The organism is Thermodesulfobium sp. 4217-1, assembly GCF_039822205.1.
Taxonomy (GTDB): Bacteria; Thermodesulfobiota; Thermodesulfobiia; order Thermodesulfobiales; family Thermodesulfobiaceae; genus Thermodesulfobium.
Genome location: NZ_JBAGBW010000011.1, coordinates 24,394 through 49,834 on the forward strand (window position 1 = coordinate 24,394; position 25,441 = coordinate 49,834).

General features: G+C 36.6%; 23 protein-coding genes. 18 read left to right on the forward strand and 5 right to left on the reverse strand.

Annotation, left to right across the window (positions count from 1 at the left end):
- Positions 1-10: 10 nt before the first annotated feature.
- The 4 genes from selB to V4762_RS05555 are packed head-to-tail and all read left to right on the forward strand — an operon-like array spanning position 11 to position 4,170.
- Complete coding sequence (gene selB, locus V4762_RS05540; protein WP_347314784.1) at positions 11-1,891, forward strand: selenocysteine-specific translation elongation factor; 1,881 nt, start codon at positions 11-13, stop codon at positions 1,889-1,891.
- Complete coding sequence (tatC, locus tag V4762_RS05545) at positions 1,892-2,611, forward strand: twin-arginine translocase subunit TatC (RefSeq protein WP_347314785.1); 720 nt, start codon at positions 1,892-1,894, stop codon at positions 2,609-2,611.
- Positions 2,599-3,960: a formate dehydrogenase accessory sulfurtransferase FdhD gene (fdhD, locus tag V4762_RS05550; protein WP_347314786.1), complete on the forward strand. Its 1,362-nt coding sequence runs from the start codon at positions 2,599-2,601 to the stop codon at positions 3,958-3,960. The genes tatC and fdhD overlap by 13 nt, the downstream gene beginning before the upstream one ends.
- On the forward strand, positions 3,961-4,170 hold the full coding sequence (locus V4762_RS05555) for a Sec-independent protein translocase subunit TatA/TatB (RefSeq protein ID WP_347314787.1): 210 nt from the start codon (positions 3,961-3,963) through the stop codon (positions 4,168-4,170).
- Positions 4,171-4,177: 7 nt separating this feature from the next.
- Here the strand turns inward: V4762_RS05555 and V4762_RS05560 are convergent, their stop codons facing one another.
- A complete protein-coding gene (locus V4762_RS05560; RefSeq protein WP_347314788.1) occupies positions 4,178-5,500 on the reverse strand; it encodes an NCS2 family permease in 1,323 nt (440 codons plus the stop codon).
- Positions 5,501-5,745: 245 nt separating this feature from the next.
- On the opposite strand from V4762_RS05560, the gene typA reads away from it, so the two are divergent.
- The 14 genes from typA (at position 5,746) to V4762_RS05630 (ending at position 21,685) form a co-directional block, all read left to right on the forward strand.
- Positions 5,746-7,539 carry a translational GTPase TypA gene (typA, locus tag V4762_RS05565; protein WP_347314789.1) on the forward strand — a complete coding sequence of 598 codons (1,794 nt, stop codon included), beginning with the start codon at positions 5,746-5,748 and terminating at the stop codon, positions 7,537-7,539.
- Positions 7,540-7,563: 24 nt separating this feature from the next.
- Positions 7,564-8,622 (forward strand): alanine racemase, encoded by a 1,059-nt coding sequence (gene alr / locus V4762_RS05570; RefSeq protein ID WP_347314790.1) that lies wholly within the window; start codon positions 7,564-7,566, stop codon positions 8,620-8,622.
- A 289-nt stretch (positions 8,623-8,911) separates the two neighbouring features.
- Positions 8,912-10,060, forward strand: a complete 1,149-nt coding sequence (locus tag V4762_RS05575) for a branched-chain amino acid ABC transporter substrate-binding protein (protein WP_347314791.1) — start codon at positions 8,912-8,914, stop codon at positions 10,058-10,060.
- Between the two features lie 103 nt (positions 10,061-10,163).
- A complete protein-coding gene (locus V4762_RS05580) occupies positions 10,164-11,390 on the forward strand; it encodes an HD-GYP domain-containing protein (protein ID WP_347314792.1) in 1,227 nt (408 codons plus the stop codon).
- On the forward strand, positions 11,371-12,471 hold the full coding sequence (locus V4762_RS05585) for an HD-GYP domain-containing protein (RefSeq protein WP_347314793.1): 1,101 nt from the start codon (positions 11,371-11,373) through the stop codon (positions 12,469-12,471). Before V4762_RS05580 ends, V4762_RS05585 begins: the two co-directional genes overlap by 20 nt.
- 87 nt (positions 12,472-12,558) lie before the next feature.
- The gene (gene glmU / locus V4762_RS05590; protein WP_347314794.1) at positions 12,559-13,950 is read left to right on the forward strand and encodes a bifunctional UDP-N-acetylglucosamine diphosphorylase/glucosamine-1-phosphate N-acetyltransferase GlmU; all 1,392 of its coding nucleotides are present in this window, start codon (positions 12,559-12,561) and stop codon (positions 13,948-13,950) included.
- Between the two features lie 55 nt (positions 13,951-14,005).
- Positions 14,006-14,950, forward strand: coding sequence for a ribose-phosphate diphosphokinase (locus V4762_RS05595; protein WP_347314795.1), 945 nt, complete (start codon positions 14,006-14,008; stop codon positions 14,948-14,950).
- A gap of 77 nt (positions 14,951-15,027) precedes the next feature.
- Entirely contained in the window at positions 15,028-15,945 is a 918-nt protein-coding gene (locus tag V4762_RS05600) for a selenium metabolism-associated LysR family transcriptional regulator (protein WP_347314796.1), read from the forward strand.
- A 2-nt stretch (positions 15,946-15,947) separates the two neighbouring features.
- Positions 15,948-17,534: a DNA polymerase III subunit gamma/tau gene (gene dnaX, locus V4762_RS05605; RefSeq protein WP_347314797.1), complete on the forward strand. Its 1,587-nt coding sequence runs from the start codon at positions 15,948-15,950 to the stop codon at positions 17,532-17,534.
- 51 nt (positions 17,535-17,585) lie between these two features.
- Positions 17,586-17,864, forward strand: coding sequence for a YbaB/EbfC family nucleoid-associated protein (locus V4762_RS05610; protein ID WP_347314798.1), 279 nt, complete (start codon positions 17,586-17,588; stop codon positions 17,862-17,864).
- Positions 17,864-18,475: a recombination mediator RecR gene (gene recR, locus V4762_RS05615; protein ID WP_347314799.1), complete on the forward strand. Its 612-nt coding sequence runs from the start codon at positions 17,864-17,866 to the stop codon at positions 18,473-18,475. Before V4762_RS05610 ends, recR begins: the two co-directional genes overlap by 1 nt.
- A 97-nt stretch (positions 18,476-18,572) precedes the next feature.
- The gene (locus V4762_RS05620; protein ID WP_347314800.1) at positions 18,573-19,709 is read left to right on the forward strand and encodes an SH3 domain-containing protein; all 1,137 of its coding nucleotides are present in this window, start codon (positions 18,573-18,575) and stop codon (positions 19,707-19,709) included.
- Positions 19,710-19,713: 4 nt separating this feature from the next.
- Entirely contained in the window at positions 19,714-20,721 is a 1,008-nt protein-coding gene (locus V4762_RS05625) for a glycosyltransferase family 4 protein (RefSeq protein WP_347314801.1), read from the forward strand.
- A gap of 13 nt (positions 20,722-20,734) precedes the next feature.
- The gene (locus tag V4762_RS05630; RefSeq protein WP_347314802.1) at positions 20,735-21,685 is read left to right on the forward strand and encodes a glycoside hydrolase family 130 protein; all 951 of its coding nucleotides are present in this window, start codon (positions 20,735-20,737) and stop codon (positions 21,683-21,685) included.
- 7 nt (positions 21,686-21,692) lie between these two features.
- Here V4762_RS05630 and V4762_RS05635 read toward each other — a convergent pair whose 3' ends face one another.
- The 4 genes from V4762_RS05635 to V4762_RS05650 all read right to left on the reverse strand — a co-directional run bounded on the left by V4762_RS05635 (position 21,693) and on the right by V4762_RS05650 (position 25,423).
- Positions 21,693-22,727, reverse strand: a complete 1,035-nt coding sequence (locus V4762_RS05635) for a CofH family radical SAM protein (RefSeq protein ID WP_347314803.1) — start codon at positions 22,725-22,727, stop codon at positions 21,693-21,695.
- A 96-nt stretch (positions 22,728-22,823) separates the two neighbouring features.
- Positions 22,824-23,558 (reverse strand): menaquinone biosynthesis protein, encoded by a 735-nt coding sequence (locus V4762_RS05640; RefSeq protein WP_347314804.1) that lies wholly within the window; start codon positions 23,556-23,558, stop codon positions 22,824-22,826.
- Between the two features lie 40 nt (positions 23,559-23,598).
- Positions 23,599-24,606 carry a radical SAM protein gene (locus V4762_RS05645; protein WP_347314805.1) on the reverse strand — a complete coding sequence of 336 codons (1,008 nt, stop codon included), beginning with the start codon at positions 24,604-24,606 and terminating at the stop codon, positions 23,599-23,601.
- Positions 24,599-25,423 (reverse strand): MqnA/MqnD/SBP family protein, encoded by an 825-nt coding sequence (locus V4762_RS05650; protein WP_347314806.1) that lies wholly within the window; start codon positions 25,421-25,423, stop codon positions 24,599-24,601. Before V4762_RS05650 ends, V4762_RS05645 begins: the two co-directional genes overlap by 8 nt.
- Positions 25,424-25,441 lie beyond the last annotated feature (18 nt).

Consider the following 25,441-nt stretch of genomic DNA (forward strand, 5'->3'; position numbering starts at 1 on the left):
CGAGTGGTGAATGCGAGATTTTATATTAGGAACTGCTGGACATATAGATCACGGTAAAACTGAATTGATTGCTAGGCTTACTGGCAGAAGAACAGAGCGCTTTCCTGAAGAGAAAAGTCGAGGCATGACTATTGACATCGGTTTTTCCAGCTTAAAGCTGCCCTCGGGAAAGATATTGGGTATTGTGGACGTTCCGGGACACGAAAGGTTTGTTGAAAACATGCTTGTTGGCTCTGCCGGTGTCGATCTTGCTCTTCTGGTAGTATCAGCCGATGAGGGGATAAAAGAGCAGACAAGAGAACACTTTGAGATACTTAGACTTTTAGAAATTAAAGACGGTCTGGTTGTTATTACGAAGAAAGATTTAGTTGAAGACGATTTGTTGGAATATCTGAAAGAAGAGATAAAAGACTTTGTCAAGGGGAGCTTTTTAGAAAATAAGCCTATAATTTGTGTTTCTTCAATAAATGGCGAGGGGTTCAATGAAATAATAGATGTTTTAAACGATGAGGTAGAGAAGCTTTATTCAAAGCGCTATGACGATGACAAGAAACCTTTCAGACTCTTTATCGATAGAAAGTTCAAGATAAAGGGCTTTGGTCTTGTGCTTACGGGCACTGTGTATTCTGGAAAGGTTAGAGTTGGCGACACTCTTGAAATACTGCCATTTAAGGATGCTGTTAGGGTAAAAAATCTTGAGAGCCACTTTTCCAAAGTTCAAGAAGGGCATACAGGCATGAGGTTGGCTGTAAATGTTAATACTGCCCTGGATGAAAATTTTATAATGAGAGGCAGAGTGCTTGTTGAGAAAAACTATTATTTAGAATCCACAAAACTTGTGGGTTCTTTAAACGTTTTAAGCTCTTATGGATCTTTAAAGAACAACAAGAGAGCACATCTTTATATAGGATCGTCATCAAGCGTGTGCAGAATATCTTTTAATGAAGATGCGTCTGATGATAAAAATTCATACATTATAAAGATTGCTTGCCAGACTCCAATCTGTGCTGTCAGAGGCGATAAATTTATTTTAAGAGATCCTTCGGTAAAAAAGACGCTTGGTGGAGGCACTATACTAGACACCGAGCCTGCCAAATTAAGAGATCTGTCAACTTACCTAAGAGATAAATCGACTATTGATAATGGAGATCTGAAGTCTAATATTGCCCAGATTATAGAAAGAAAGGGTATTATAGAACTCTCTGACATATCTAAGAAAACAAGCTATAACGCTGACTATATTAAAGAATCTGTTACTAATGGAAATTTTAATATATTTGAGAATGAAGGGAAAATGTATTTTTTTAGTTCTGATTATCAGAAAGTCTTATTTGGAAAATTGGAAAACATTATTTTAGACATAGAGTCCAAAAATCCATATCAAACTCAGATTCCTAAGGAAGAGATATTGAAAAAATTAGACTCTCCGATTTCTCAGAACATTATAGACATGTTTGCCAGGCAAAAAGGATATTTAGACGATAAGACGTTTTTGCTGAAAGAAAGGGTTTCTGACAAGGTTTTGTCTTTGGTTGACAAAGTTGAAGAAGAAATTAAAAATTTGGGTTTTTCTGTTCTTCCAATTGACGAGATAAGTTTAAAATATAAAGATAAAAAAGCTTTTAACAATGCTATAGCATCTTTAAAAAGATCTCAGAAAGTCATACAGGTGTCTATCTCTCCAGAGATATATATACACTTCTCAAGTTTGGAAATTCTAACCAACTTATTAAGAGATTTTTTTGAAAGCAAGAGCGATCTTAGTGTTTTGGAATTTAAGGATCTCACGAAAACTACAAGAAAATTTTCTATTCCCCTTTTGGAATTTTGTGACAAACAATTTCTTACAAAAAGAGTGGGAAATATTAGACAGAATGGGAAAAAATTATAAGTGTTAAATGGTTTAGACTTAGATTTTGAAAGACTTCACAAGTCTTTATGGATTATCTTAAAGCGCTTTAGAAATTTGATTTTTATATCAGTATTTCTTGTATCTGTTGGCGCTATAGCAACATATTTTTTTATACCTGATTTAATGGAATATATTTCAAAGCCAGTTGGAAAACTTATATTTCTCACACCTATAGAGGCATTTATGACTCAAATGAAAATTTGCTTGATAGGAGGAATATATTTGGCATGGCCATATATTATCTTTTATTTCGCAAAAAATTTTATATTGCCCACAAAGGTTATTTCAAAAAAAACGATGTGGATTGGAATATTGTCTGCGGTTTTACTTTTCTATTCAGGCTCAATGTTTGCATTTTTGGTAATCTTTCCAATCGGAATTAGGTTTTTGCTTAGCTTTGGATCCCCTGAAATTGAGCCCCTATTTTCTATTGGAAAATATGTTTCATTTGTATCTATGTTTGTATTTTCTTTTGGGCTACTTTTTGAAATGCCAGTCGTGCTCTTGGTTCTTGTTAGGCTGGGCATAATAAATTCCAAACAACTTGCTTCGCAAAGAAAGAAGGCAATACTTGGCTTTTTCATACTCGCAATGCTTGTGAGTCCAAGCACCGATGTCTTTACTCAGTGCACTATGGCGCTTCCTTTGGTAGTACTTTATGAAATCAGTATATGGATAGCAAGATTTTGGAAAAGATAGATTTTTCTATAGCTATTTTATCTGGCGGCCAAAGTTCTCGAATGGGCCAGGATAAGTCGCTTATAGAACTAAATGGGAAAACAATGATTGAAAGAATACTTGAGGAGTTTAAAGATGTCTCTAACGATATCTTTCTTATCACCAATACAGAAGAGATCTATTCTTTTTTAGACTTTCAAAAGTTTCCTGATATATATAAAAATTTTGGTCCACTAGCAGGAATTCACAGCGCCCTCAAACATGCAAAAAATCAAAAAGTTCTTGTTTTAAGCTGTGATATGCCATTTGTAAGCAAAGAGTTTGCTTTGTACTTACTTGGTAAATCAAATGGATTTGATGTTACAGTACCTATTTATAGGGAGTCTTACGAGCCATTGTTTGCTATCTATGATAAAAAAATTGTCGACGTTATAGAAAGGTATCTAAGAGAAAATGAGAGAAAAATAATATCTTTTTATCCTGACGTGAAGGTGAAAAAAATAGAAGAAGATGAGATATCAGATTTTTTTGATACTGCACTTTTGTTTTTTAATGTAAATACGCCTTCTGATCTCGAATATGCAAAACAGATACTTAATTTGCACTTGAATATATCTCCACTGGAGAGAATTAGCGTGATTAACTACAAGGAAGGCTTGGTAGAAAAGTCAAGGATATTTGTTCCGTGCGAAGAAGAGGTAAACATATACGTCAACAATAATTTTTTTGTATCGTCAAGACTGTCTCCTACCCATTTAACTGAATATATAAAGGGTTTTTTGTTTAGTGAGGGGTTGGTGGCGTCAAAAGACGACATAAAAAGTATAAACATTAAAAACAAAGATATATTTGTTGAGCTTGCCTACCCCTTTAAGAAGCAAGATATGGTTCTTACATCGGGTTGTTTTGGTGGAAAATCTTTCAGAAAGATGAAGAAGCAGAATTTGCCTGTCGTAAAAAGTGAGCTTAAGGTTGGTTTGGATGTTATCTTTAAAAGGTTGAGAGATTTTTTACACACGAACAACCTTTATAGAATAAGTGGAGGTATACACGCTGCTGCGCTTTCCACAAAGGAATCTTTGCTGTTTCTTTGTGAAGATATTGGGAGGCACAACGCTGTTGATAAGGCTATTGGTTGGGCTTTGGAAAGAGATATTTCTGATGCATTTCTTTTTGTCACTGGTAGGGTTTCTTCTGAAATGGCAATGAAGGCTATATATTTTGGCATTCCTATTATCGTTTCTATGACTGCTGCATCGAATGTGGCAGTAGATTTTTGTGACTTTTCTAATGTTACTCTAATTGGTTATGCTAAAATGAATAGTTGCAAGATATATTCGAGTCAAGAGAGAATTATGGAGGTGTTTTAAATGATTGGTACCCAGGAGCTAGTTATTGTTTTGGTTATAGCGTTAATCTTGTTTGGGCCAAGTAGGTTGCCAGAATTGGGAAATTCGGTGGGCAAGGCTATAAAGTCTTTTAAGCAGGGCATGGATGAGGTTACAGAGGAGCCAAAAAAGGAAGAAAAGAAGGAAGCAACAGAAATTAGTGCAAAGACTGAGGATACCGAAAAGAAGTAGATAACCTTTAGTGTAGTCTTAAGATAAAGTTTATTATAAAGGCTATGGCAATTATCAGTGAAATCAAATTTATATCTTTAAATTTCCCAGTTAAGGCTTTTATAGATACATAGGATATAAATCCCGCTGCGATACCGTTTGCGATTGAAAAGGAAAGCGGCATAAGGATGATAGTCATAAAAGCAGGGAAGCTTTCGGTCAAATCGGAAAAATCTATCCTGTGAATTTCTGAAAACATTAGCGTGCCCACCATTATTAGTGCTGGAGATGTGGCAATTGCGGGCACTATTCCTATAAGCGGAGTGAAGATGGTGGCAAGTCCAAAGCACAACGCAACAACTAATGCAGTAAGACCTGTTCTGCCGCCCTCTGCTATGCCAGCCGCGCTCTCTATGTAAGAAGTAACAGTAGACGTGCCAAGCAGAGCACTTATCATCGTTCCTGCTGAGTCTGAGACAAGGGCCTTATTTAGATTTGGTATGTTTCCATCTTTATCAATTATCTTGCCCTTTGTGGTAAGCCCTATTAGTGTGCCCATGTTGTCAAAGAGCTCTACTATTGAAAATGTAAATATAATTCCTATTATTCCGTAGTGAATTGCTCCAAGTAAATCCATTTTCAGGAAGGTATCTGATATATTCGGAATTGAAAAAGAAATCAGGTCGTTCATAGAAGTTGGCGCTTTTGTGATACCAAATATCATTGAAAGAATGGTCGTCAGAAGAATGCCAATTAAAATTGCACCCTTTGTCCCCCTGCTCATAAGCGCTGCAGTAACTATGAGTCCGAATGAAGCTATGAGAACTCCAGGAGACACGAGATGTCCAAAAGATACCAAAGTGTCTTTGTTTTCTACTATTATGCCTGCATTTTTGAAGCCTATGAGCGCGATAAAGAGTCCTATACCTACTGCTATAGAGGTTCTAAGCACTGCTGGAATGCCCATAAATATTGCTTTTCTGATGTTTGTGACGCTTAATATGAAGAAAAATATTCCAGATATGAAGACAGCTCCCAGTGCGGTCTCCCAGGAAAGTCCCATCCCAATAACTACCGTATAGGTGAAAAAGGCGTTCAATCCCATTCCTGGCGCTACCGCAATTGGTAGATTTGCCCATAGCCCCATCAATATAGTTGCAATTATTGTAGAATAGATGGTAGCACCTATCGCAGCTTCTTTTGGTATTCCTGCCTGTGAAAGAATAGACGGGTTGACAAAGATAATGTACGAAAGGGTAACAAAAGTAGTAAAGCCAGCAATAATCTCAGTTCTAACGTTTGTTTTTCTTGAGCTCAGATGAAATACTTTTTCAAAGAGATTTGATATCAATTTCCACCTCGAAATAAAAGTTTAATTTATATATTTTACATCTTTAAATAATATTAACATAGAATATAATTTATCTTCTTCTTTGAGAGTTTTTTTATCTTCACATTTAATGAGGAATTATTCTGAGGAGGTATGTAGAAAAAACTATCTTTAAGATGTTTTGTATTTTATCTTTTTGTAGAAATAATTGCTTAAGTGAATTACAATGTTAGTTTGGTATTTTTATAAATAATTTGGAGGTAAATTTGTTAAGAAGCGATGTAAGAAATGTTGCAATAATTGCACACGTTGATCACGGTAAAACTACCTTGGTCGATGCAATGTTAAAGCAAAGCGGAGTTTTCAGAGCCAATGAAGTTGTTGGCGAGAGGATTATGGACTCAAACGATCTGGAAAGGGAAAGAGGCATAACAATATTGTCCAAAAATACTTCTATCTTTTATAAAGATGTGAAGATAAATATTGTAGATACTCCAGGACATGCTGATTTTGGCGCAGAAGTTGAGAGAATTTTAAACATGGTTGACGGGGTTCTATTGCTTGTTGACGCGTTTGAAGGACCTATGCCGCAAACAAAATACGTTCTGAGAAAAGCCCTTGAACAAAATCTTAAACCTATAGTCGTTATAAACAAGATTGATAGACCCGATCAAAGGGTTGATGAGGTCTTAGATGAGGTTTTAGAGCTATTTATCGAGTTGGATGCTCCTGATGCCTTGCTGGATTTTCCTGTTATTTATACCTCTGCAAAACAAGGCATTGCAAAGTCATCAATGGAGGAAGAGAGTTCAAACCTTATCCCCCTATTTGATGCGTTAATTGAGCAAATACCAATGCCAAAAGGCGATCTGGACGCACCCTTTCAAATTTTGGTTACCACACTTGATCACGATGAATATATTGGCAGAATTGCTATTGGCAGGGTAATGAGAGGCAAGATTCTAAATAAGCAAAACGTTTTGGTATTAAATGGCTATGAAGAAAGAAAGGCTAAGATTAGCAAGCTCTTTACTTATGAGGGTTTAAAGAGAATAGAGATTCAAGAGGTGACCTGTGGCGATATAATAGCGATTTGTGGAATTGAAGATATAAAGATAGGTGAAACTATAGCGGATCCAGATGAGCCAGAGGTGCTTCCTGGCATTTATATTGATGAGCCAACCGTCTCCATGATATTTTCGGTAAACAATAGCCCTTTTGCTGGACAAGAAGGTAGTTTTGTAACATCAAGGCATTTAAACGAAAGATTATTTAAAGAACTTCAAACCAACCTCAGTTTAAGGGTAAATCAAACAGGATCTACTGACTCATTCGATGTTTGCGGAAGAGGAGAACTTCACCTCTCTATTTTGATTGAAACTATGAGAAGAGAAGGTTATGAGTTTCAGGTTGAGAGGCCAAAGGTAATCAACAAAGTAATTAACGGCGAAAAATGTGAGCCGATGGAGTTCTTGACTATCGACGTACCAAAAGAGCATATGGGCACTGTTATGGATATATTGGGAAGAAGAAAAGCAGAATTAACAAACATGTTAGAACTAGCAGGCTATATTAGGCTCGAATTTATTGTGCCAGCAAGGGGGCTTATAGGTTTTAGATCTACCTTTCTAACCAGCACAAAGGGGACTGGAATTATGCACCATGTTTTTCACGGCTACGCTCCATACAAGGGGGATGTTCCGCAAAGACAAAATGGTGTAATGGTTTCAATGGAAACAGGGCAGGTCACTTCTTATGCCCTTTCAAATCTTGAAGACAGAGGGATATTGTTTGTAATTCCTGGCACAGATGTTTATAAGGGTATGGTCATAGGTGAAAATGCTAAGGAAGTGGATCTGTGGGTTAACCCATGTAAGAAAAAACACCTTACAAATATTCGTTCGGCTACGAGTGATGAGGCCATCAGGCTCGATACTCCGAGAATTTTTAGCCTTGAGCAGGCATTGGAGTATATCAATGATGACGAATTGGTTGAAATTACCCCAAAAAGTATTAGGTTAAGGAAGAAGGCTCTTAATAGAAATCCAAGAATGAATTAATTTATCGAGTTTAGGAGAGATAAAATGAAACCCTGGATAGAGGTTGATCTGGATGCAATTTTATCAAATTATAAATTAATTAAAGAACATGTAAAAAAAGATTTGATACCAGTCATAAAGAGCAATGCTTATGGTATGGGTTTGATTCCTGTTGCAAATGCTCTGAAAGATGTAACAGATCTTATTGCTATTGGAGATATTGAAGAGGCTCAGACCCTTAGGCTATCGGGATTTAATGGAGCGCTACTCTTAATCGTGCCAATTCTCTCAAGAGAAGAGGCTGAGTTTTGCGTTCATTATAATGTCTGCGCAGCTTTAGATTCCTTTGATATGGCATCAATTTTATCGGATGCTGCAAAAAGAAGTTCTAAAATTATTGATGTCCATATCAAAGTTGATATCGGTATGCACAGATTTGGTGTTAAACCAGAAGATTTAGATGGCTTTATAGATGAAATAAAATATTTACCGAATATAAGAGTAAAGGGGATGTTTTCTCATTTTCCGCTTGGGGCATCTCACATTACCGAAGAGCAATTTAAGACGTTTGCTTCTCTGTCTTCAAAACATAAAGATCTGATGATTCATCTGCCAAACTCCCAAAATACTGTGGAAAATTTTGACTTATTAAGATTTATACCAAGATGTGGTCTCTTGATTTATGGAGCTATGCCATCTGAGGTTGAAAGTATTAAATTACAAAATGTTATTAAGCTAAAGGCTAATGTTGTAAAAATTCAACATATTTCTGAGGGGCAGAGTTGGTCTTATGGATATTCATACACTGCACAAAGGGACTCTAAAATTGCAGTTATATCTATTGGATATTCTGATGGGTTGAAGAGATCTCTTTCGAATAGGTGGAACGTAAAGGTGAGAGGCAATATTTGTCCATTGAGAGGTACTATTAATATGAATTTTTCTTTTATCGACATTACGGGATTTGATAATGTGCGAGTGGGGGATGAGGCCATTTTAATAGATGAAGATTTGCGGGTTGAAGATATGGCAAAAATAGTAGATACTGTGCCGCATGAGATTCTGGTATCTTTAAGAGAAAGCATAAAAAGAGTTTACATTTAGATATAAAATTTACTTATCGATTTGTTACTTGTATTAAAATTAACATCTATGTAAGTTTTTAGGTTCACTACCAAATGTTTTCTTATGCCATTTTTTAAATTCATGAATTTAAAAAATGGCTTTTTTTATAGTAAGTAACAAATCTTTCTTGTCTAATTGTCAAATATATTATTTTACAAATCTTTTTTAATCTAATTCTAATGTATAAACACACTTTATTTGAAATGATTGACATAATTGGAATATAGCTATAAAATTTCAATAATTTATTGAGGAAGGGGTGTATTATATGAAACGTTATGGGGTTTATGCTTTGCTTTTTGTTCTGTTTGCTTTTGGTGCATTTTTTGTTGCTGGATGTTCAGGTCAGAATAAGCCAGCTGGCGAGTCAAACGTTATCAAAATTGGTTTTGCTGCTCCTCTTAGTGGTTCTCAAGCTGAGATGGGTACCTATCTTAAAAATGGCGCGATTATGGCTATTGATAAGATAAACGCAAAAGGCGGAATCAATGGCAAAAAACTTGAACTTGTCACAATGGATGATAAGGCCGATCCCAAAGAGGCCGTCTCTGTTGCTCAGAAGTTTGCTGCAGATCCTTCAATAGTAGCAGTTATTGGTCACCTTAATTCTGGTGCATCTATCCCTGCTTCTGCTATCTATCATCAAGCGGGTCTTGTAATGGTTTCACCATCTTCGACAAACCCGAAACTTACCGAACAGGGTTTCAACAACGTATTTAGGGTTTGTACTACTGACGCTATGCAGGGTCCTTTTGCTGCAAAATACCTCAAGGATAATTTGAAAAAAGAAACTGTTGTAGTCCTTGATGACAAGACTGCGTATGGTCAGGGTCTTGCAGATGAGTTTGCAAAGGCATTTCAGGCTGATGGCGGAAAGATCCTGATGAGAGAGGGAATAAATCAGGGGGACAAAGACTTTACCGCTCTCTTGACAAAGATAAAGTCCCTAAATCCACAGGCTATATATTTTGGCGGAATGTATCCTGAAGCCGGACAGATGGTAAAACAGATGAAGGCGTTAGGAATGAACAAGATTGACTTTCTAAGCGGTGACGGTGTAGAAGATCCTGCATTCACAAAGATTGCCGGCGCTGATGCAAACGGTACTTATGCAAGCAACGTTGGTCCTGCAATTGAAAAGATTCCTGGGGCTAAGGCCTTTATTGATGAATACACAAAGAAGTTTGGAACAGCACCTGGTCCATATGCGCTCTTTGGCTATGATGCGGCTCTTGCGGTAATTACAGCTCTTGAAAAGGCTCCAAAGCCAGATAGGGCAGATGTATTGAAGGTTATGCCAACTGTTAGCTTTGAAGGCATGCTTGGAAAGACATCTTTTGATAGTAAGGGCGACACAACAAATAAAGTTCTTACTATGTTCGAAGTTAAAAACGATCAATGGCAACCTGTTGATTAGACGATTTAATTAATATTTTAAAAGATGGCGAGAATCTCGCCATCTTTTTTTTTGGTCAAAAAATAGTTAGAATGATTAAAACTATGTATTGTAGGTGGAGCAATTGATTAGAATAGACATAAACAGGCTCAGTGACGGTCAAAAATTGAACTCTCCTGTGCTCGATTCAAGGGGTAGACTGCTTATAGGCGAGGGTATACCATTGAATTCTCAAATGGTCAAGCACCTCAAGGAGTTGGGATTGCAGTTCATCCCCATTGAGGTATCTGGATATGAAGATATAAACCAGCTCGAAGTGATCTCAAGAAAAGTTGAAATGTTCATGAAAAAAGAAGCTAACGAGATATTCAAAGCTGCCAGAAAAACGGCCATTATAAACCCTGAAAGAATTATAAATGCTGTTGATTATGTAATGAACGATATGCTTGCAAAGGGCAAGACGGGAATAGTGGTTGACGATCTTAGAACTAATAAGGACTTTATATTTGATCATCTTACAAGGGTGTGCATATATTCAGGCATACTTGGCACCGCTCTGGGGTTAAACGATTTAAGACTTAGAACGCTGATGATCACCGCCTATTTGCACGATGTGGGCTTGGCATTGATAGACGACGATGGTGTACTTAGTGGAAGCTATATTACCGATACGCCAAGTTACAAGATTAAAGAGCACCCAAAGCTTGGGAGAGATCTGTGCACTAGAGCTGGATTTCCTTCTATAATAAGTCAGTCTCTATATCAACATCATGAAAGAATTGATGGAAAGGGTTATCCAAGAGGCTTGCTTGAAAAGGACATAACATTGTACGCAAAGATAATTTCTGTTGTGAACGTTTATGATGCGCTTACATCACCTTTACCAAAAAGAAAACCCTACTTGCCAAATGAGGCTTTAGAGTTTATTATGGCTTTGAGTAACAGCGCCTTCGATAAAGACATTCTAAAAGTCTTTTTGAAAAAGGTAGTTCCATATCCACCTGGTACCCTTGTTCTGCTATCTGATAACCAGATCTGTGTGATAAAGGATTGTAATAACGACCTTCCTCTAAGGCCAATTTTAAAGACTTATGCCTATCTTGATGGTGGACAGGTGAAATATATTGACAACCCATCGACTGTAGATCTTAAAAATAATTTGAATCTAACTATTGTTGGGCAGGTGGACAGCGCCGGCAAGATCATCGATTACGAGACCTCATCTATTTCAAGCAATTTAGAAAATATTGACGATGAAGAATTAAAAAATGATATTACTAAGAAAATTTCAAATAAAAAGATTGTAAGGTTTAAGAGGAGCGTAAAATTAATTGATAAAAGTAAGCCTTGATGAAATAGTTTCTGGAAACGAGCTTCAATTTCCTATTTTTGATGGCTTTGGCAGACTGCTTATTGGCAAAGGCGTTGCTATTACTGATAGCATGTTGGATAGGCTGAAAAAATTGGGCGTCAGAAAAGTCCCAATTGAAGAAGAGGGATATGAGGATATCGAAGAGGTTGACTTAGTCGATCAGAAAAGTGTAATTGAGGCTAACAAAGCCCTAAGAGATGTTAGTAACGATATAAAGAAAAACAAGATTGCAGATCCAGAAATAATTATGGATGCAGCCGATAAGCTTATTTCAGAGATTTTGAACAAACCAAAGCTTTCAATAGCTGTAAATGATGTAAGGATATATAGAGATTATTTATTGAGTCATATGACCAGAACTGCAATATTTAGCGCAATACTGGGCACATCTCTTGGCTACAACGATTATAAATTAAAAACTTTAATGCTTTCTTCATATCTCCATGATATTGGCCTTTTGCTTCTGGAATACCAAGATGAAAACAAGATAGTTTCTTTTGAGGAACACCCACAATACAAAGATCATCCTACCATTGGAAGAGATGTTGTAAGAAGGTTAGGTTTCTCCTCTGTGGTTGCAAATGCTATTGTGCAGCATCATGAAAGGCTTGATGGAACTGGCTTTCCTAACTCAACCAAGATAATAAATGATTATGCCCAAATAATAAGCATAATAAGCTTTTTTGACTCATTAACTCAGCCATTTGTTGGTGAAGGTTACTCTCCAAGTGAAGCTTTAGAATTAATTATGGGCAATTCGGGTATAATGTTTGATCAAGATATTGTTAAGATTTTTGTGAAAAAAGTAATGCCTTATCCACCAGGTACGTTAGTTTTATTGTCTAATGACATTATTTGTGTAGTAAAGGATGTCAACCCAAGTTTTGTGCTGAGACCTACGGTAAAAACCTATGGCATCTTTGAAAACAATGAAATTGAAAGATTTGAATTAGATCAGATAATAGAGATAGATCTCGTAAAGGAACTTTCTCTAACAATCGTGGGTCAGGTTAACTCTAAAGGTGTACTTAAAAGGTTTACTAATCCCGAATCTTTGTAGATCTCTTTTTCTTTTAAAAAAATGATATAATTCACTATATATAAAATATACTTATGAGTTATAAAATTTCTATATAAGGTGATAAATTTGTCATATAACAAAAAAATATTTCCTGTGATAATGTGTGCTGGAATTGGGAAGAGAATGAAATCCAGCTTCCCGAAGGTTATGCATAGCCTATTGGATAAGCCTATGCTGTGGTGGACTGTAAGGTCTTTTAGAGATATATTGAAAAATAAACCCATAGCCATAGTTGGCAAAAATAAAGATGTTATTGCAAAATATTTTAACGATACAGATATGGATTTCGTGGTTCAAGATAAACCCCTTGGCACTGCCCACGCGCTTCTTTGTGCGTATGAAAGTTTAAGAAATATTTCTGATCAGGACTTTTTTCTTGTTATGCCAGGCGATATGCCATTGATAAAACAAGAAACCATAGATAATTTAGTAAAGATGTCTGAATCAGATAATGATATTGTTTTTATCACCTGCAAGGTTGATAATCCATCTGGATATGGCAGGATCATAAGAGATAGCTTTGGCAAGTTTGTAAGAATTGTTGAAGAGAAAGACGCATCGAATGAAGAGCAAGACATAAAAGAGATTAATGTCGGCATATATATTATTAGAACAGCATTGCTTAAACTTCTTTACAACATTAAAAATTCAAATGCCCAGGGCGAGTATTATCTTACAGATTTGTTAGAAATTGCCCTTAAAGGAGGATACAAGCTTGATACATTAGAAACCCTGGATCAAAAAGAGATTTTAGGAGTGAATTCTCAACGCGATCTATTAGCAGCTCAGGCTGAAGCAAAAAATTCTATAATTCAATTTCACCTGGAAAATGGAGTTCAAATATTCGATATTTCTTCAACATGGATTGGACCAGAAGTTTCAATAAGCTCTGGCGCAAAAATCATGCCCGGTTCAATAATATATGGGAAGAGTGAAATTGGCTCTTCATCGATAGGTCCATTTTCTAATGTAGAGAACTCAAATATTGGAGATAATTCTAATGTGCTATACAGCATTATAAAAAATTCTACAATAGGAAACAATGTAAGTATTGGTCCTTTTTCTCATATTAGAGAAAAAACTCTTGTAAAGGACAATATTAGAATTGGGAATTTTGTCGAACTTAAAAATACAGAAATAGAAAACAATTCAAAAGCGTCTCATCTTTCATATCTTGGGGATACTTCGGTAGGCTCAAATGTAAATATAGGGGCTGGAACAATAACCTGCAACTATGATGGCTTTGAAAAATATAAAACTACTATTGAGGATAACGTCTTTGTTGGCAGCGATTCAATTTTGGTAGCGCCGGTAAAACTTTCAAAGGGTTCTATGATTGCAGCTGGCTCTGTTATAACGAGGGATGTTCCCGAAGACTCATTGGGCATTGGCAGATCCTCACAGGTGAATAAAGACGGATGGGTAAAGCGCTTCAAGAGCACAAAACTGAAAAAATGAAAAAATTAATTATACATAAAACTTTTGATTTGGCAAAAGGAAGGAGTAAGCTTTAGTGGACAATTCTTCATATTCGATTTTTTCAGGCTCATCAAATGTAGCCCTGAGTAAAGAGGTTTCAAGTTTTTTGGGAAGAAATCTGGGATCTGTTAATATAACCAGGTTTAGTGACGGTGAAATCTATGTTAGGGTGGAAGAGTCAGTTAGAGGCAAGGATATATTTTTAATCCAGTCAACCTCTAGCCCCGTAAACGAAAGACTTATGGAGCTTCTGATAATGGTAGATGCGTTTAAAAGGGCTTCTGTATCATCTATAAATGTTATTATCCCGTATTTTTGCTATGCAAGACAGGACAGGAAGGTTAGGGGTAGGGAACCAATTTCTGCGAAACTTGTGGCCAATCTTATCGAACGTGCAGGCGTAGATAGAGTTATAGGCATAGATTTTCATACTGGCCAAATTCAAGGCTTTTTTGATATATTAGTTGACCATCTCACTGCCATACCAGTATTCGATGCTTATCTTAAGGCAAATCTTGGAGTAGAAAATCTTGTAATTGTTTCACCCGATATAGGCGGTGTGGCAAGGGCAAGACTTTTGGCAGAGAGAATGGGTGTCCCCCTTGCAGTGGTGGACAAAAGGAGACCTTTGCCAAATCAGGCGGAGGCAGTTAACATAATTGGCGATGTAGTTGGAAAAAGATGCGTAGTAATTGACGATATAATTGATACTGGCGGAACGATGGTTGAGGCTGCTCACATATTGAAAAAAAATGGCGTAAAAGAAGTATTAGGCGTTGCGACCCATGGCATCTTGTCTGGGCCTGCCATAGAAAGACTTACAAAGTCTGACTTCTCTCACTTTATAGTTACAAATACAATCTATCATCCTGAAGATTTTTATGGCCCAAAGATCAAGGTCATATCTGTTGCAAGGTTAATAGCAGAATCCATTAAGAGAATCGCTTTGTCGGAGTCTGTAAGCGAACTTTTTAGATAGCGAACTTTGTTATTCAGATAGGATTTGATTAGGAAATATAAGCTTTTTTAGATAATAATAGTTAAAAGGAGGATGCCTTGTATTTAAGACAATTCAAGGTCTTTTTGGTGGCAGCTGAGAGAGAGAGCTTCACTCAGGCTGCAAAAGAACTTTACTTGACACAACCGGCGGTTTCTTTTCAGATTCAAGCGCTCGAAGATTTTTTTGGAGCTAAGTTATTTAAGAGGACAGGGAGAAAGGTAGAGCTCACTGATGCTGGGGATACCCTTCTGCCCTATGCAAAAAAGATAATTGATGCTATGGATGAATCGAAAAAAGCTATAGAGCAAGTTGGTGCAGCAAAAACTGGCAAATTAGTTGTAGGAGCCAGCACGACAATAGGCATATATATCTTGCCCCCTCTTATAGCAATATACCGATCTAAATATCCTCAAACTATAATTTCTATTAGGGTTGAAAATACTGAGGGTATAGAAGAAGCCCTATTAAGAAAAGATATAGATTTTGGCTTAATAGAAGGATTTGTCAAAAGCTCCTACGTTAAGAGGGAAAAATTTAGAGATGATGAGCTTGTTTTAATCGTTCCTGCTCATCACCCTTGGTCTGACGTTATCGAATTATCAGATCTTATGATAGAGCCTCTTATTTTGAGAGAAGAGGGGTCGGGGACCAGGATGGTTTTGGAGGGTGCACTGATGGAAAAAAGTCTTTCAGTTTCCGATCTGAATATAAATATGGTACTGGGTAACACAGAAGCTATAAAGCATGCAGTTGCTGCTGGGCTTGGGGTTTCTTTTGTTTCAAAGTGTACTATTGGCAAAGAACTTGCGCTGGGTCTTTTAAGGATTGTAAAGGTCAGGGGTTTTAACTTTATGCGAGAACTTTTCATTATAAGAAGAGAGAATGAGGACCTGTCTCCGTATGCTGAAAGAATTTTAAGATTTTTAAATAAACCTACGCCTATTGATAAGACCTTTCCCTCTGTAGAAAAATAGTTATGGAAGTATTGTATAGAAAATACAGACCAGTTACCTTTGACGATATGATAGGTCAGGACGTCCCAAAAACGGTCCTTGAGAATGCCTCTAAACTAAGCGATCCTCCTCATGCATACCTTTTTGCTGGCATGAGAGGTACGGGAAAAACCACAGCAGCAAGAATATTTGCAAAGGCTCTTAACTGTACTTCAGAGGGCAAAAAACCCTGTCTTAATTGTGAATCGTGCAAGAGCTTTGCCGAAGGATCTCTTGATTACGTCGAGATGGACGCTGCAACTCATAGCAGTGTAGATGATGCAAGGTCATTAAGAGAGATGGCTTTAATCTCGCCTATGGCATCAAAATACAGAATATTTGTAATAGATGAGGTTCATCGTTTGAGTGCCTCTGCTTTTGATGCTCTTCTAAAGATAATTGAGGAACCGCCTCCATTTTCAATATTTATATTTGCCACAACTGAGCCGCATAAGGTTCCGAAAACTATTCTTTCCAGGGTGCTTAGGTTGGATTTTTCTCCTGTGAACCCTGAGATCCTTGCAACATATCTTGACAATATAGCCAAGCGTGAAGGATATAAATTGGAAAGAGGCTTATTTTTGTCTATTGCAAGGAGGGCAGAGGGCTCTGTAAGGGATTCTCTCTCCTTTTTACAGCAGATTTTTATGTTATTTGAAGGAAAAAGTTTATCAACTAAAGATATATACTCTGTTTTGGGGCTGCCAGATGAAGAGGTTATTTCAAATATGATGAAATTTCTCTATGAAGGCGACCTTTCAAGGCTGATTAATCTTATGGATTTTCTAAGGACCTCTTCTTTAAGCCCATTTGCTATTATTGATTCATGGATATATTTTGTATTATCAAGAATCGCACTAGATCAGAGACCCTTTGCCTTTATCGATAGGCTTATCGAGGTTAAAAATGATCTAAAATATGATCCTAACCCATTTATGAGATTTGAAATGGAAGTTTATGCTGTTTTTTCTATTTTAAATGCAAATAAAGAAATTGTTGTTGAAAAAACTCCTGAAATAAAAGACAATCCGAAAAAAATACATAGTGAAAAAAAGCTTACTAAGACTGTAGAGACTAAAGCCGAACCTACGGTTAACAAAGAACCTATTGTTACAGAAGAACCTGTTGATAATAAAGAATCTACTACTGCTGAAAAGGCTGCGGTTACCGAAGAATCTGAAGTTAATAAGAATAACGTGAAAAAAGCTGATTTAAGTATCGAAAAAATTAATGATGCATATTCCAAAGTTCTTGATGAGCTAAAAAATAACAATCAAACAATGGTGCACGCAAAATATATTGCTGCTAAGCCTATCAGATTTGAGGACAATAAAGTTGTTTTTGGCTTTTCAAAGAAGGAATCAAAATGGCACAAGGAGCAATTTGATTCTAATGTCAAAGATAGAGAAATGGTAAGGAGCATGCTTTCTAAGGAATTGGGAGTTGATGTTCAACTTTTAAGCGAATTTATAGAAAAAGAAACAAAAAAGGAGCCGAAAGCAACTTCATCTGGGATAACGTTCCCTGATCTTTTACAACATTTTAATGCAAAAGAAATAAAGATCGACTAAACTGAAATTTTCTAAATATTTTTAATAAATAATTTAAGGAGGGCACATATTATGATGCCAGGAATGAAAAAAGCTCAACAGATGTTAGAAAAGTTTCAAACAGAACTTGCTGCTTTAGAAGTTGAGTCAAAATCCGGTGGAGATCTCGTTAAAGTAGTTGCTACAGGCGATCAAAAGATAAAGTCTATAACCCTTGATCCCGCTCTTAAGGAAGAGGATATGGAAACAATAGCCGATCTTGTAATGGTGGCCGTAAACAATGCTCTTGATGAAGTGAAGACTGTTGGAATGAAAAAGATGCAAGGAATGGGGCTTCCCGGATTGTTTTAATGAAATACCCCAAATCTTTAAGCGATTTGTCTCATGAGCTTTCCCTTCTTCCCGGAATTGGGCCAAGACTCGCTTTAAGGTTGTCTTTTTTTATTTCACAAAGGGATAATAAAGAGAATCTTGCACTTATTGATGCTTTGCACAATCTAAAGCATATAAAAAGATGCTCTCAGTGCAATGCCCTTACTGAGCGCGATCCTTGTGATATATGTTCGGATCCCTCAAGAGACGATGAAATTTTGTGTATTGTATCAGATGTTAGAGACCTTTGGAAGATTGAGTCATCCAAGTCCTATAACGGTAGATATTTTGTCCTAAACAGTTTGATTATACCTTTAGAGGGCATAGACCCTGAGAGGGCTGGCATGACCAGTCTTTTCAGCTTAATAGTGGAAAAAAGACCTAAAGAAGTTATTATAGCTTTTGATTTCAGCCTTGAGGGGCAAACTACAGCACTCTATATTCAGGAGAGTCTCTCTAGTCGGCAAGAGCAGTTAGGTTACTTGCCCCAATTAACGCGCCTTGCAGTAGGTCTCTCTATGGGTGACAACATAGATAATACAGATGAGTTCACTATTGGGCAGGCAATATTACATAGGCAAAAGATATAATATTTATGGAGTTAAAAAGATATTATGGTTTTAAAACAAAACATCTTTATTAATTCTTTATTATGCAAGACTAAATTGTTTAGAATTTATTTTTCGTATGTTTAAGATTATTAGCGAAACTTATAACGATTATCTCCTATCATCAGGAGATAATCTTATTCTTGTGCCTCAGGAAAATGTTGGTAAGATAATTTTTCTAAAAGATCACATAGATCATATTGAGTGTATCAGAAACTTTAAAAAACACATTTTTTCTAAAGAGGATTTTATAGAATATATAGTTTTCTTAAACGATGGGACATCGTTTAGAGCTATCTCTGATGAAAAAATATTCCTAAAAATTCACCATCTGGCAAAGTATACAAAGTGTGAAAACACAGAAAATCAGATTGATAAAAACATATTTATAAAAAATTATTTAAAGCTATTTGCACCTAAGATCCCCATTGTAATCCTAATCTTGTCGATTGTTTTTGCGATCTTTGTGTTCGCAACTAAGTTTTATAATGGCCCGGGTAAAATTTTTTCTGGTGAACCCAAAATTGACATTATTTATCCTCAGGGAGATTCAATAAAAGTCCAAAATATTGAAAATGGTCTTTATCTTGAAGTGCAATCTTCCGGGTTTGAGCCAAAGAAAATTGAAGTTCTGGTAAACGGCAGCGTTATTTACCAAAAGCAAAATGCAAAGGACATTTACTACCAGTGGTTTCCCCCAAATCCAGGCATATATAAGGTTGTAGCAAAATCTCAAAATGAAGGAAAAGATGTGCTTTCCAAAACTTTGACAGTCTATGTTGAGGCTCATGAGAATGAAAGCGCCAGACAAGGTACTCTGGTATCTTCTTCAAAGGCGACTGGTACAAAAGTTGCAATTGGCAATCCCACTACTATGTATTCAGATCCCAATGAATCTAAGATTATTGGCACAATAGAAAATGGTTCAAAAATTGATATCGTGGAAAAGGCTGCAACTGACAACTCAAAGCTCTACAGCTTAAATGAGGATCTTGACCTGTACACCGATGGCTCTTTCATAAAATTTCAAAAGGGTGACTTGTTTAGGCTTTATGACGCATCAGGAGACGTCCTTACTCTGATGTATAGAAAGGGCGATTCAATAGGATTGGTGAGGCTCCAAAACTCATATTTGGACAAAGTTAATAGTGAAGAATGGTATAAGGTGGTCTATAATGGCAAAGAAGGTTGGATAAGTTCATTTTTTACGAGGTGATAATATGAGGATTGCTATGATTTCACCCATAGCATGGAGGACACCTCCAAGACACTATGGTCCCTGGGAGCAAATCGCTTCACTGATAACTGAAGGTCTTGTAAAGGAAGGTTTGGAAGTAACACTATTTGCTACAGCAGACTCTATTACATCTGCTGAGTTGATTTCAGTTGCGCCAATGGGTTACGAGGAAGATAAAAACGCCGACCCTAAGGTTATGGAATATTTACATATTTCGAATATTTTTGAATTGGCAGATAGGTTTGATATAATTCACAATCAATTTGACTTTATGCCTCTTTGTTTCTCAAGGCTTATAAAAACTCCAATGATAACTACAATACATGGATTTTCTTCTCCCAAAATATTGCCAATATATAAAAAATATAATAAACACGTAAGGTATGTATCTATTTCAGATTCTGATAGGAACCCTGATCTTGATTATATTGCCACCGTATATCACGGAATAGATATTAAAAAATTCCCATTTAACCCTAATCCAAAAGATTATCTTCTCTTTTTTGGCAGAATGCACCCCGATAAGGGTGCTCACGATGCAATCAAGATAGCAAAGGCAACTGGTATGAAACTCTACTTAGCAGGCCCAATACAGGATAGGGTTTACTTTGAAGATATGGTAGAGCCTTACTTGTGTGAAAAAATAAAATATTTGGGCAGCGTAGGCCCAGATAAAAGAGGAGAATTGCTATCTAATGCAATTGCCTTGCTTCATCCAATATATTTTGATGAGCCATTTGGCTTAAGCGTAGTAGAGTCTCTTGCATGCGGAACACCTGTTTTGGCTTACAACAGAGGAAGTATGAGTGAAATAGTCGCAAAATCAGTTGGCATACTGGTTAACTCCTTTGAAGAAGCAGTTGAAAAATTGCCCTCGATATACAACGTTAAGAGGATTGATTGCAGAAAGTATGTCGAAGAAAGGTTTACATCCCAAAGGATGGTATCTGATTATATAAAAGTTTATAAAATGATACTGAATAATTTATAAGGGAGGGTTAACGATGAATTTGGATCTATATAGAGGCAGCGGTGTAGTAAAAAGATACATATATAATCCAATTCTCACAAAAGATGATATTCCTTATCAGGTTTCCTCAGTTTATAATCCGGCTATTGCTATGTATCAGGATAAATATGTATTGATATTTAGATCGGCAAGGCTCAATGGGAGATCTATTTTAGGCAAAGCTATTTCTACAGACGGTCTAAATTTTGACGTTGATGAAGAGCCATTTATGCTTCCCGAAGGCGATGGATATTTTGGCAGGTATGAGAGTGCTGGCATAGAGGATCCAAGGATAACTAAAATTGGCGATGAATATTTCATTACATATAGTGCATATTCCGAATATGGTGTAAGAATTGGTTTGGCAAAGACAGTTGATTTCAAGAAGGTTGAAAGAATTGCTCTAATTACAAGCGCTGATCACAGGAATATAGTAATTTTTCCAGAAAAATTCGGTTCTGACTATGTTCGGCTTGATAGGCCTCACTCCGATATAATCCCCTGGTCTATCTGGGTGTCGTACTCAAATGATCTGGTGCATTGGGGGAGATCAGATATATTGATAAAACCAAAATCTTATCATTGGGACGAGCTAAAGGTTGGGCCAGGCTCTCCACCTATCAAAACTAAAGAGGGATGGCTTAGCATTACTCATGGCGTTTATACGACCATGAGCGGCTCTGTGTATAGGCTGGGAGTAGCCTTGCACGATCTAAATGACCCTTCTAAAATTATAGGCATATCTGACGAGTGGATTCTCGAACCAGAAGACGATTGGGAAAGGGTTGGATATGTTCCCAATGTGGTATTTTGTGCTGCTGCACTGAAAGAGGGCGACTTCATTAGGCTTTGGTGGGGTGGCGCTGACAGCGTAGTTTGTACAGGGATTGCAAGGGTAGAGGATCTTGTGGGAAAATGTTTAAAAAATAGCAGAAAGGCACTGTGAAGAGGGTTTATAGACCCTTATCGCTTATGAAATTGTAAAAGGCATCCCTCTCGGAGCTTTCAAATCCAGCAGATCTTATAAGGCTCTCAAGCTCTTCTGTACTCTGAGGTCTATGAATTTTCTCTATTGCTGATGCTACCACGTTTTCTTCAAGCATCACAGAGCCCATATCATTTGCACCACAGAGAAGTGCCACTGGTGCTACATCCTTTCCTACTGTGAGCCAGGATGCGCCTATATTGGGTATGTTGTCAAAAAATATCCTTGATAGGGCAACTGTTTTTAAATAATCTATTTTATTTTCCCAAATTTTATTGCTTTTTGATTTGAATATCCATGGAATAAAGGCTATAAAACCGCCTGTTTCGTCTTGCAGGTCTCTTACCTTTTTAAAGTGTTCCAACCTATCGTCAATTGTTTCTCCAAAACCTATTACCATAGTAGCTGTGCTCATCAAGCCTGAATAGTGTGCAATTCTGTGAATATGTATCCATGTGGCGGATGAGATCTTTTTTGGGCTAATGGATTCTCTAATTTTATCTACCAATATTTCTGCTCCTGCTCCAGGAAGCCCCTGCAAACCCGCCTCTTTTAATATTTCTATTACTTCCTTATAAGAGATTCTCTCAATTTTTGAAAAGTGATCTATCTCTGCAGCAGATAACGAATGGAGCACTATTTTAGGATATTTTTCTTTAATATGCTTAAATATTTCTTCTATATCTTTAAGTCTAAACTCTGGATCGAGACCGCCCTGTAGCATAATTTGCGTTGCTTTGAGCGCTACTGCCTCATCTACTCGCTTATATATTTCTTCCTTAGATAGCCTAATGGGGTTTTTGCTTTCTACTGGCACACTGAAATAACAAAATTTACAATTGGACGTGCAAACGTTACTGTAATTTATGTTTCTATCTATGATATAGGTTACCTTTTTGAGTCCAAATTCTGCCCTTGTTTGATCGGCCAACTTTGCAAGTTCAAATAATGGCAAGTCAAAAAGTTTCTTTGCTTCATTTATATTTACTCTCTTTTTTATCATAAACACCTCTTGAAAATACAAAATTATTTAAGTGCCTTATTGTAACAAATAATCTGTTAAGAGTTTATTAGACACGCAGCGTTTCAATAATTAAATTTAGTTTTTTATTAACCTTTCAAGTTCAAATAATCCTTTTAAATCGTCTGTGTCAAGGATATATGACATATTTGTGTAGTATTCTTTAGAAGAAGTGTTTTTATAATTCCAGTTCAAATTATTATTTTCATCCTCAGCATATCTTACTGCCAGCGAATAGGTCCTTATGAAATCCAATAACAGATCGTTTTTGATATCCTTTCTTGCTGCGAGCAGAGAAAAAACAGTTGGCAAATTTGTGTGTTTTTTCCATAGCTCAGATACGTCATAAACAAATCTGTCGCTTTTTTTCTCCATAAAACTTAAGGCTTCATCTCCTATAATTATTTCTGCAGAGAAATTGTTTTCACCTTTTGAGAATATCGGCTCGATGTTATAAAATTTTCTAATGATGCACATTACTATATTATTAATAGTGTTTGAGGTATTTGATAATCTAATTATTTTTTTGTCAAGCTTCTCTATTGGTTCATTTGAAACGAGAAATGTGCTCAATACTGGCCCATAGCATGACAGCCCGAAGGGCAAAATTGGCCTTAACAAATCCTGATTTTTAATCCATGTCGCGGAAGAAATGGTTGCAACATCAAGCTCATTTTTTACCAGCATATCGTTTAACGTGGCTGGATCTGACAGGAAAAGCTTGTATCCAATTTTTTCAAAACCAAGCCTAATTGGTAAAAAATTATGAAATTTAATTAAACCAAACCTTAAAAGTTCATTATTATTTGCCATTATGTCTCCCATTTATTTTTTCCTGATATCGTAAGATAATTTATTGCATTTTTTCGTAGAGAGAATTTCTTTCGTATGGCACTAAGCCAATATCATTGATCATTTTTTTTAGACTTTCATCTGAAAGCCCGCCTGGCTCTGGCGAGCCGCCTTCGTGCATAATCTTTTCGTCTACCAGAGTCCCTTCAAGGTCGTCTGCCCCAGCCCAAAGGGCCATAAGCGAGCAGTCTTGTCCTATGGAGGGCCAATATGCCTTTATGTGTGGGATAGATAGAACCAAACGAGATATTGCGATGGTTTGAAGAGTTTTAATGCTCGTTGCTGGGCTCAGATGTTGAAATTTGGTATTTAAAGGTTGAAATTTTAACGGGATGAATGCCTGGAATCCAGCAGTTTTTTGTTGTAAGTTTTCTATCAAGTTAAGGTGATCTAATATGTCGTCAAATGTCTCAAAGTGACCATATAGCATTGTGGCGTTTGACTTTAGACCGAGCTTGTGGGCGGCTTCATGAATTTTTAGCCACATTTCAGGAGATGTCTTCTTTGTAAGGAGCTTTGTTCTCATATCGTTTTTTAATATTTCGGCTCCGCCACCAGTGAGAGATACGCTCCCGTGCTTTAATAGATCTTCAATTATTTCTTCAATCGACATATCCTCTTCTTTTGCATAAAATTCAATTTCAACTGCTGTTAGAGATTTTATTGTAACGTGAGGCAATGTCTTTTTAATAGAATCCAAAATTTGAAGGACCTCGCTCCATTTTAGATCTGGATTTAGGCCAGAAGTAATGTGAACTTCGCTTAGCCATTGTAGATTTGCGAGTTTTGAGGCAACGAGTTCGGGGGTAAGTTTATAGACATCCAAGTCATTTTTGTTCCTTGCAAATGGACAAAACCCACATTTTTCAACGCAAATGTTGGTAAGATTTAAATGAATATTTTTTGCAAAGAAAACGTTTTTGCCAAACAAGGAAGACTTCTTTTTGTTTGCCTCGTTGAAAAGGTCTATCGGCTTGTTTAGAAGTTCTTTTATTGCTGAACTATTCATTTAATATGTCCTCTGGTATGTTCGGGATAGATGGAATTAGAGATTTTTCATATGCAAGTTTGTACAGTACATTTAAAGATTTATATAAGCTCTCCTGAAATTTTATCGTAAAGTCATTGACATACATGTTTACGAATTTTTCACCCATTTCAAGATCTAAGTCTCTGCCGTACTTCATAGCGTGACCAAGAGCTTCGTCAAGATTTGATTTGCCCCATTTGATAGATTCTCTTAATAGATTATTTATTTCGCGGCTCTCTTTTTTCAAACTTTTGTGAAGTATGTTTCCACCTAAAGGAAGGGGCAAGCTGTGTTTTTCATACCACCACTCTCCAAGGTCTACCACCTTTTCTAAGCCCATATTTTTGTAAGAGAGCTGCCCCTCGTGAATTAGCAATCCTGCATCCACCTCTGAATTCATAACTTTTTCCATTATCTGATCAAAAGGAACGAATACCTCTTTGTGATTTTGTGAATATATGCGAAAGACTAAGGTCGCTGTGGTTAGCTCTCCAGGGAGAGCAATTACCTTGTTCTCAAGAGTTGATAAGGGCTTTTTGGAAATGAGTATTGGACCGTATTTGTCTCCTACACTCGAACCCACGCTCATAAGATCATATTTGTCCGTAACGTATGGCAGAGCATGATAAGAGATTGCACTAATGTGATACTTGCCATTTTTTGCCTCTTTGTTTAGGGTTTCTATGTCTGACAGGGTTTCTTCCAATTCATAATTTGACGAAATTTTCCCATGAGTCCATGCATAAAACATAAATGCATCATCTGGGTCTGGGCTGTGCGCAACTGTTAATTTCATTTTTATCCTCCTAATAAT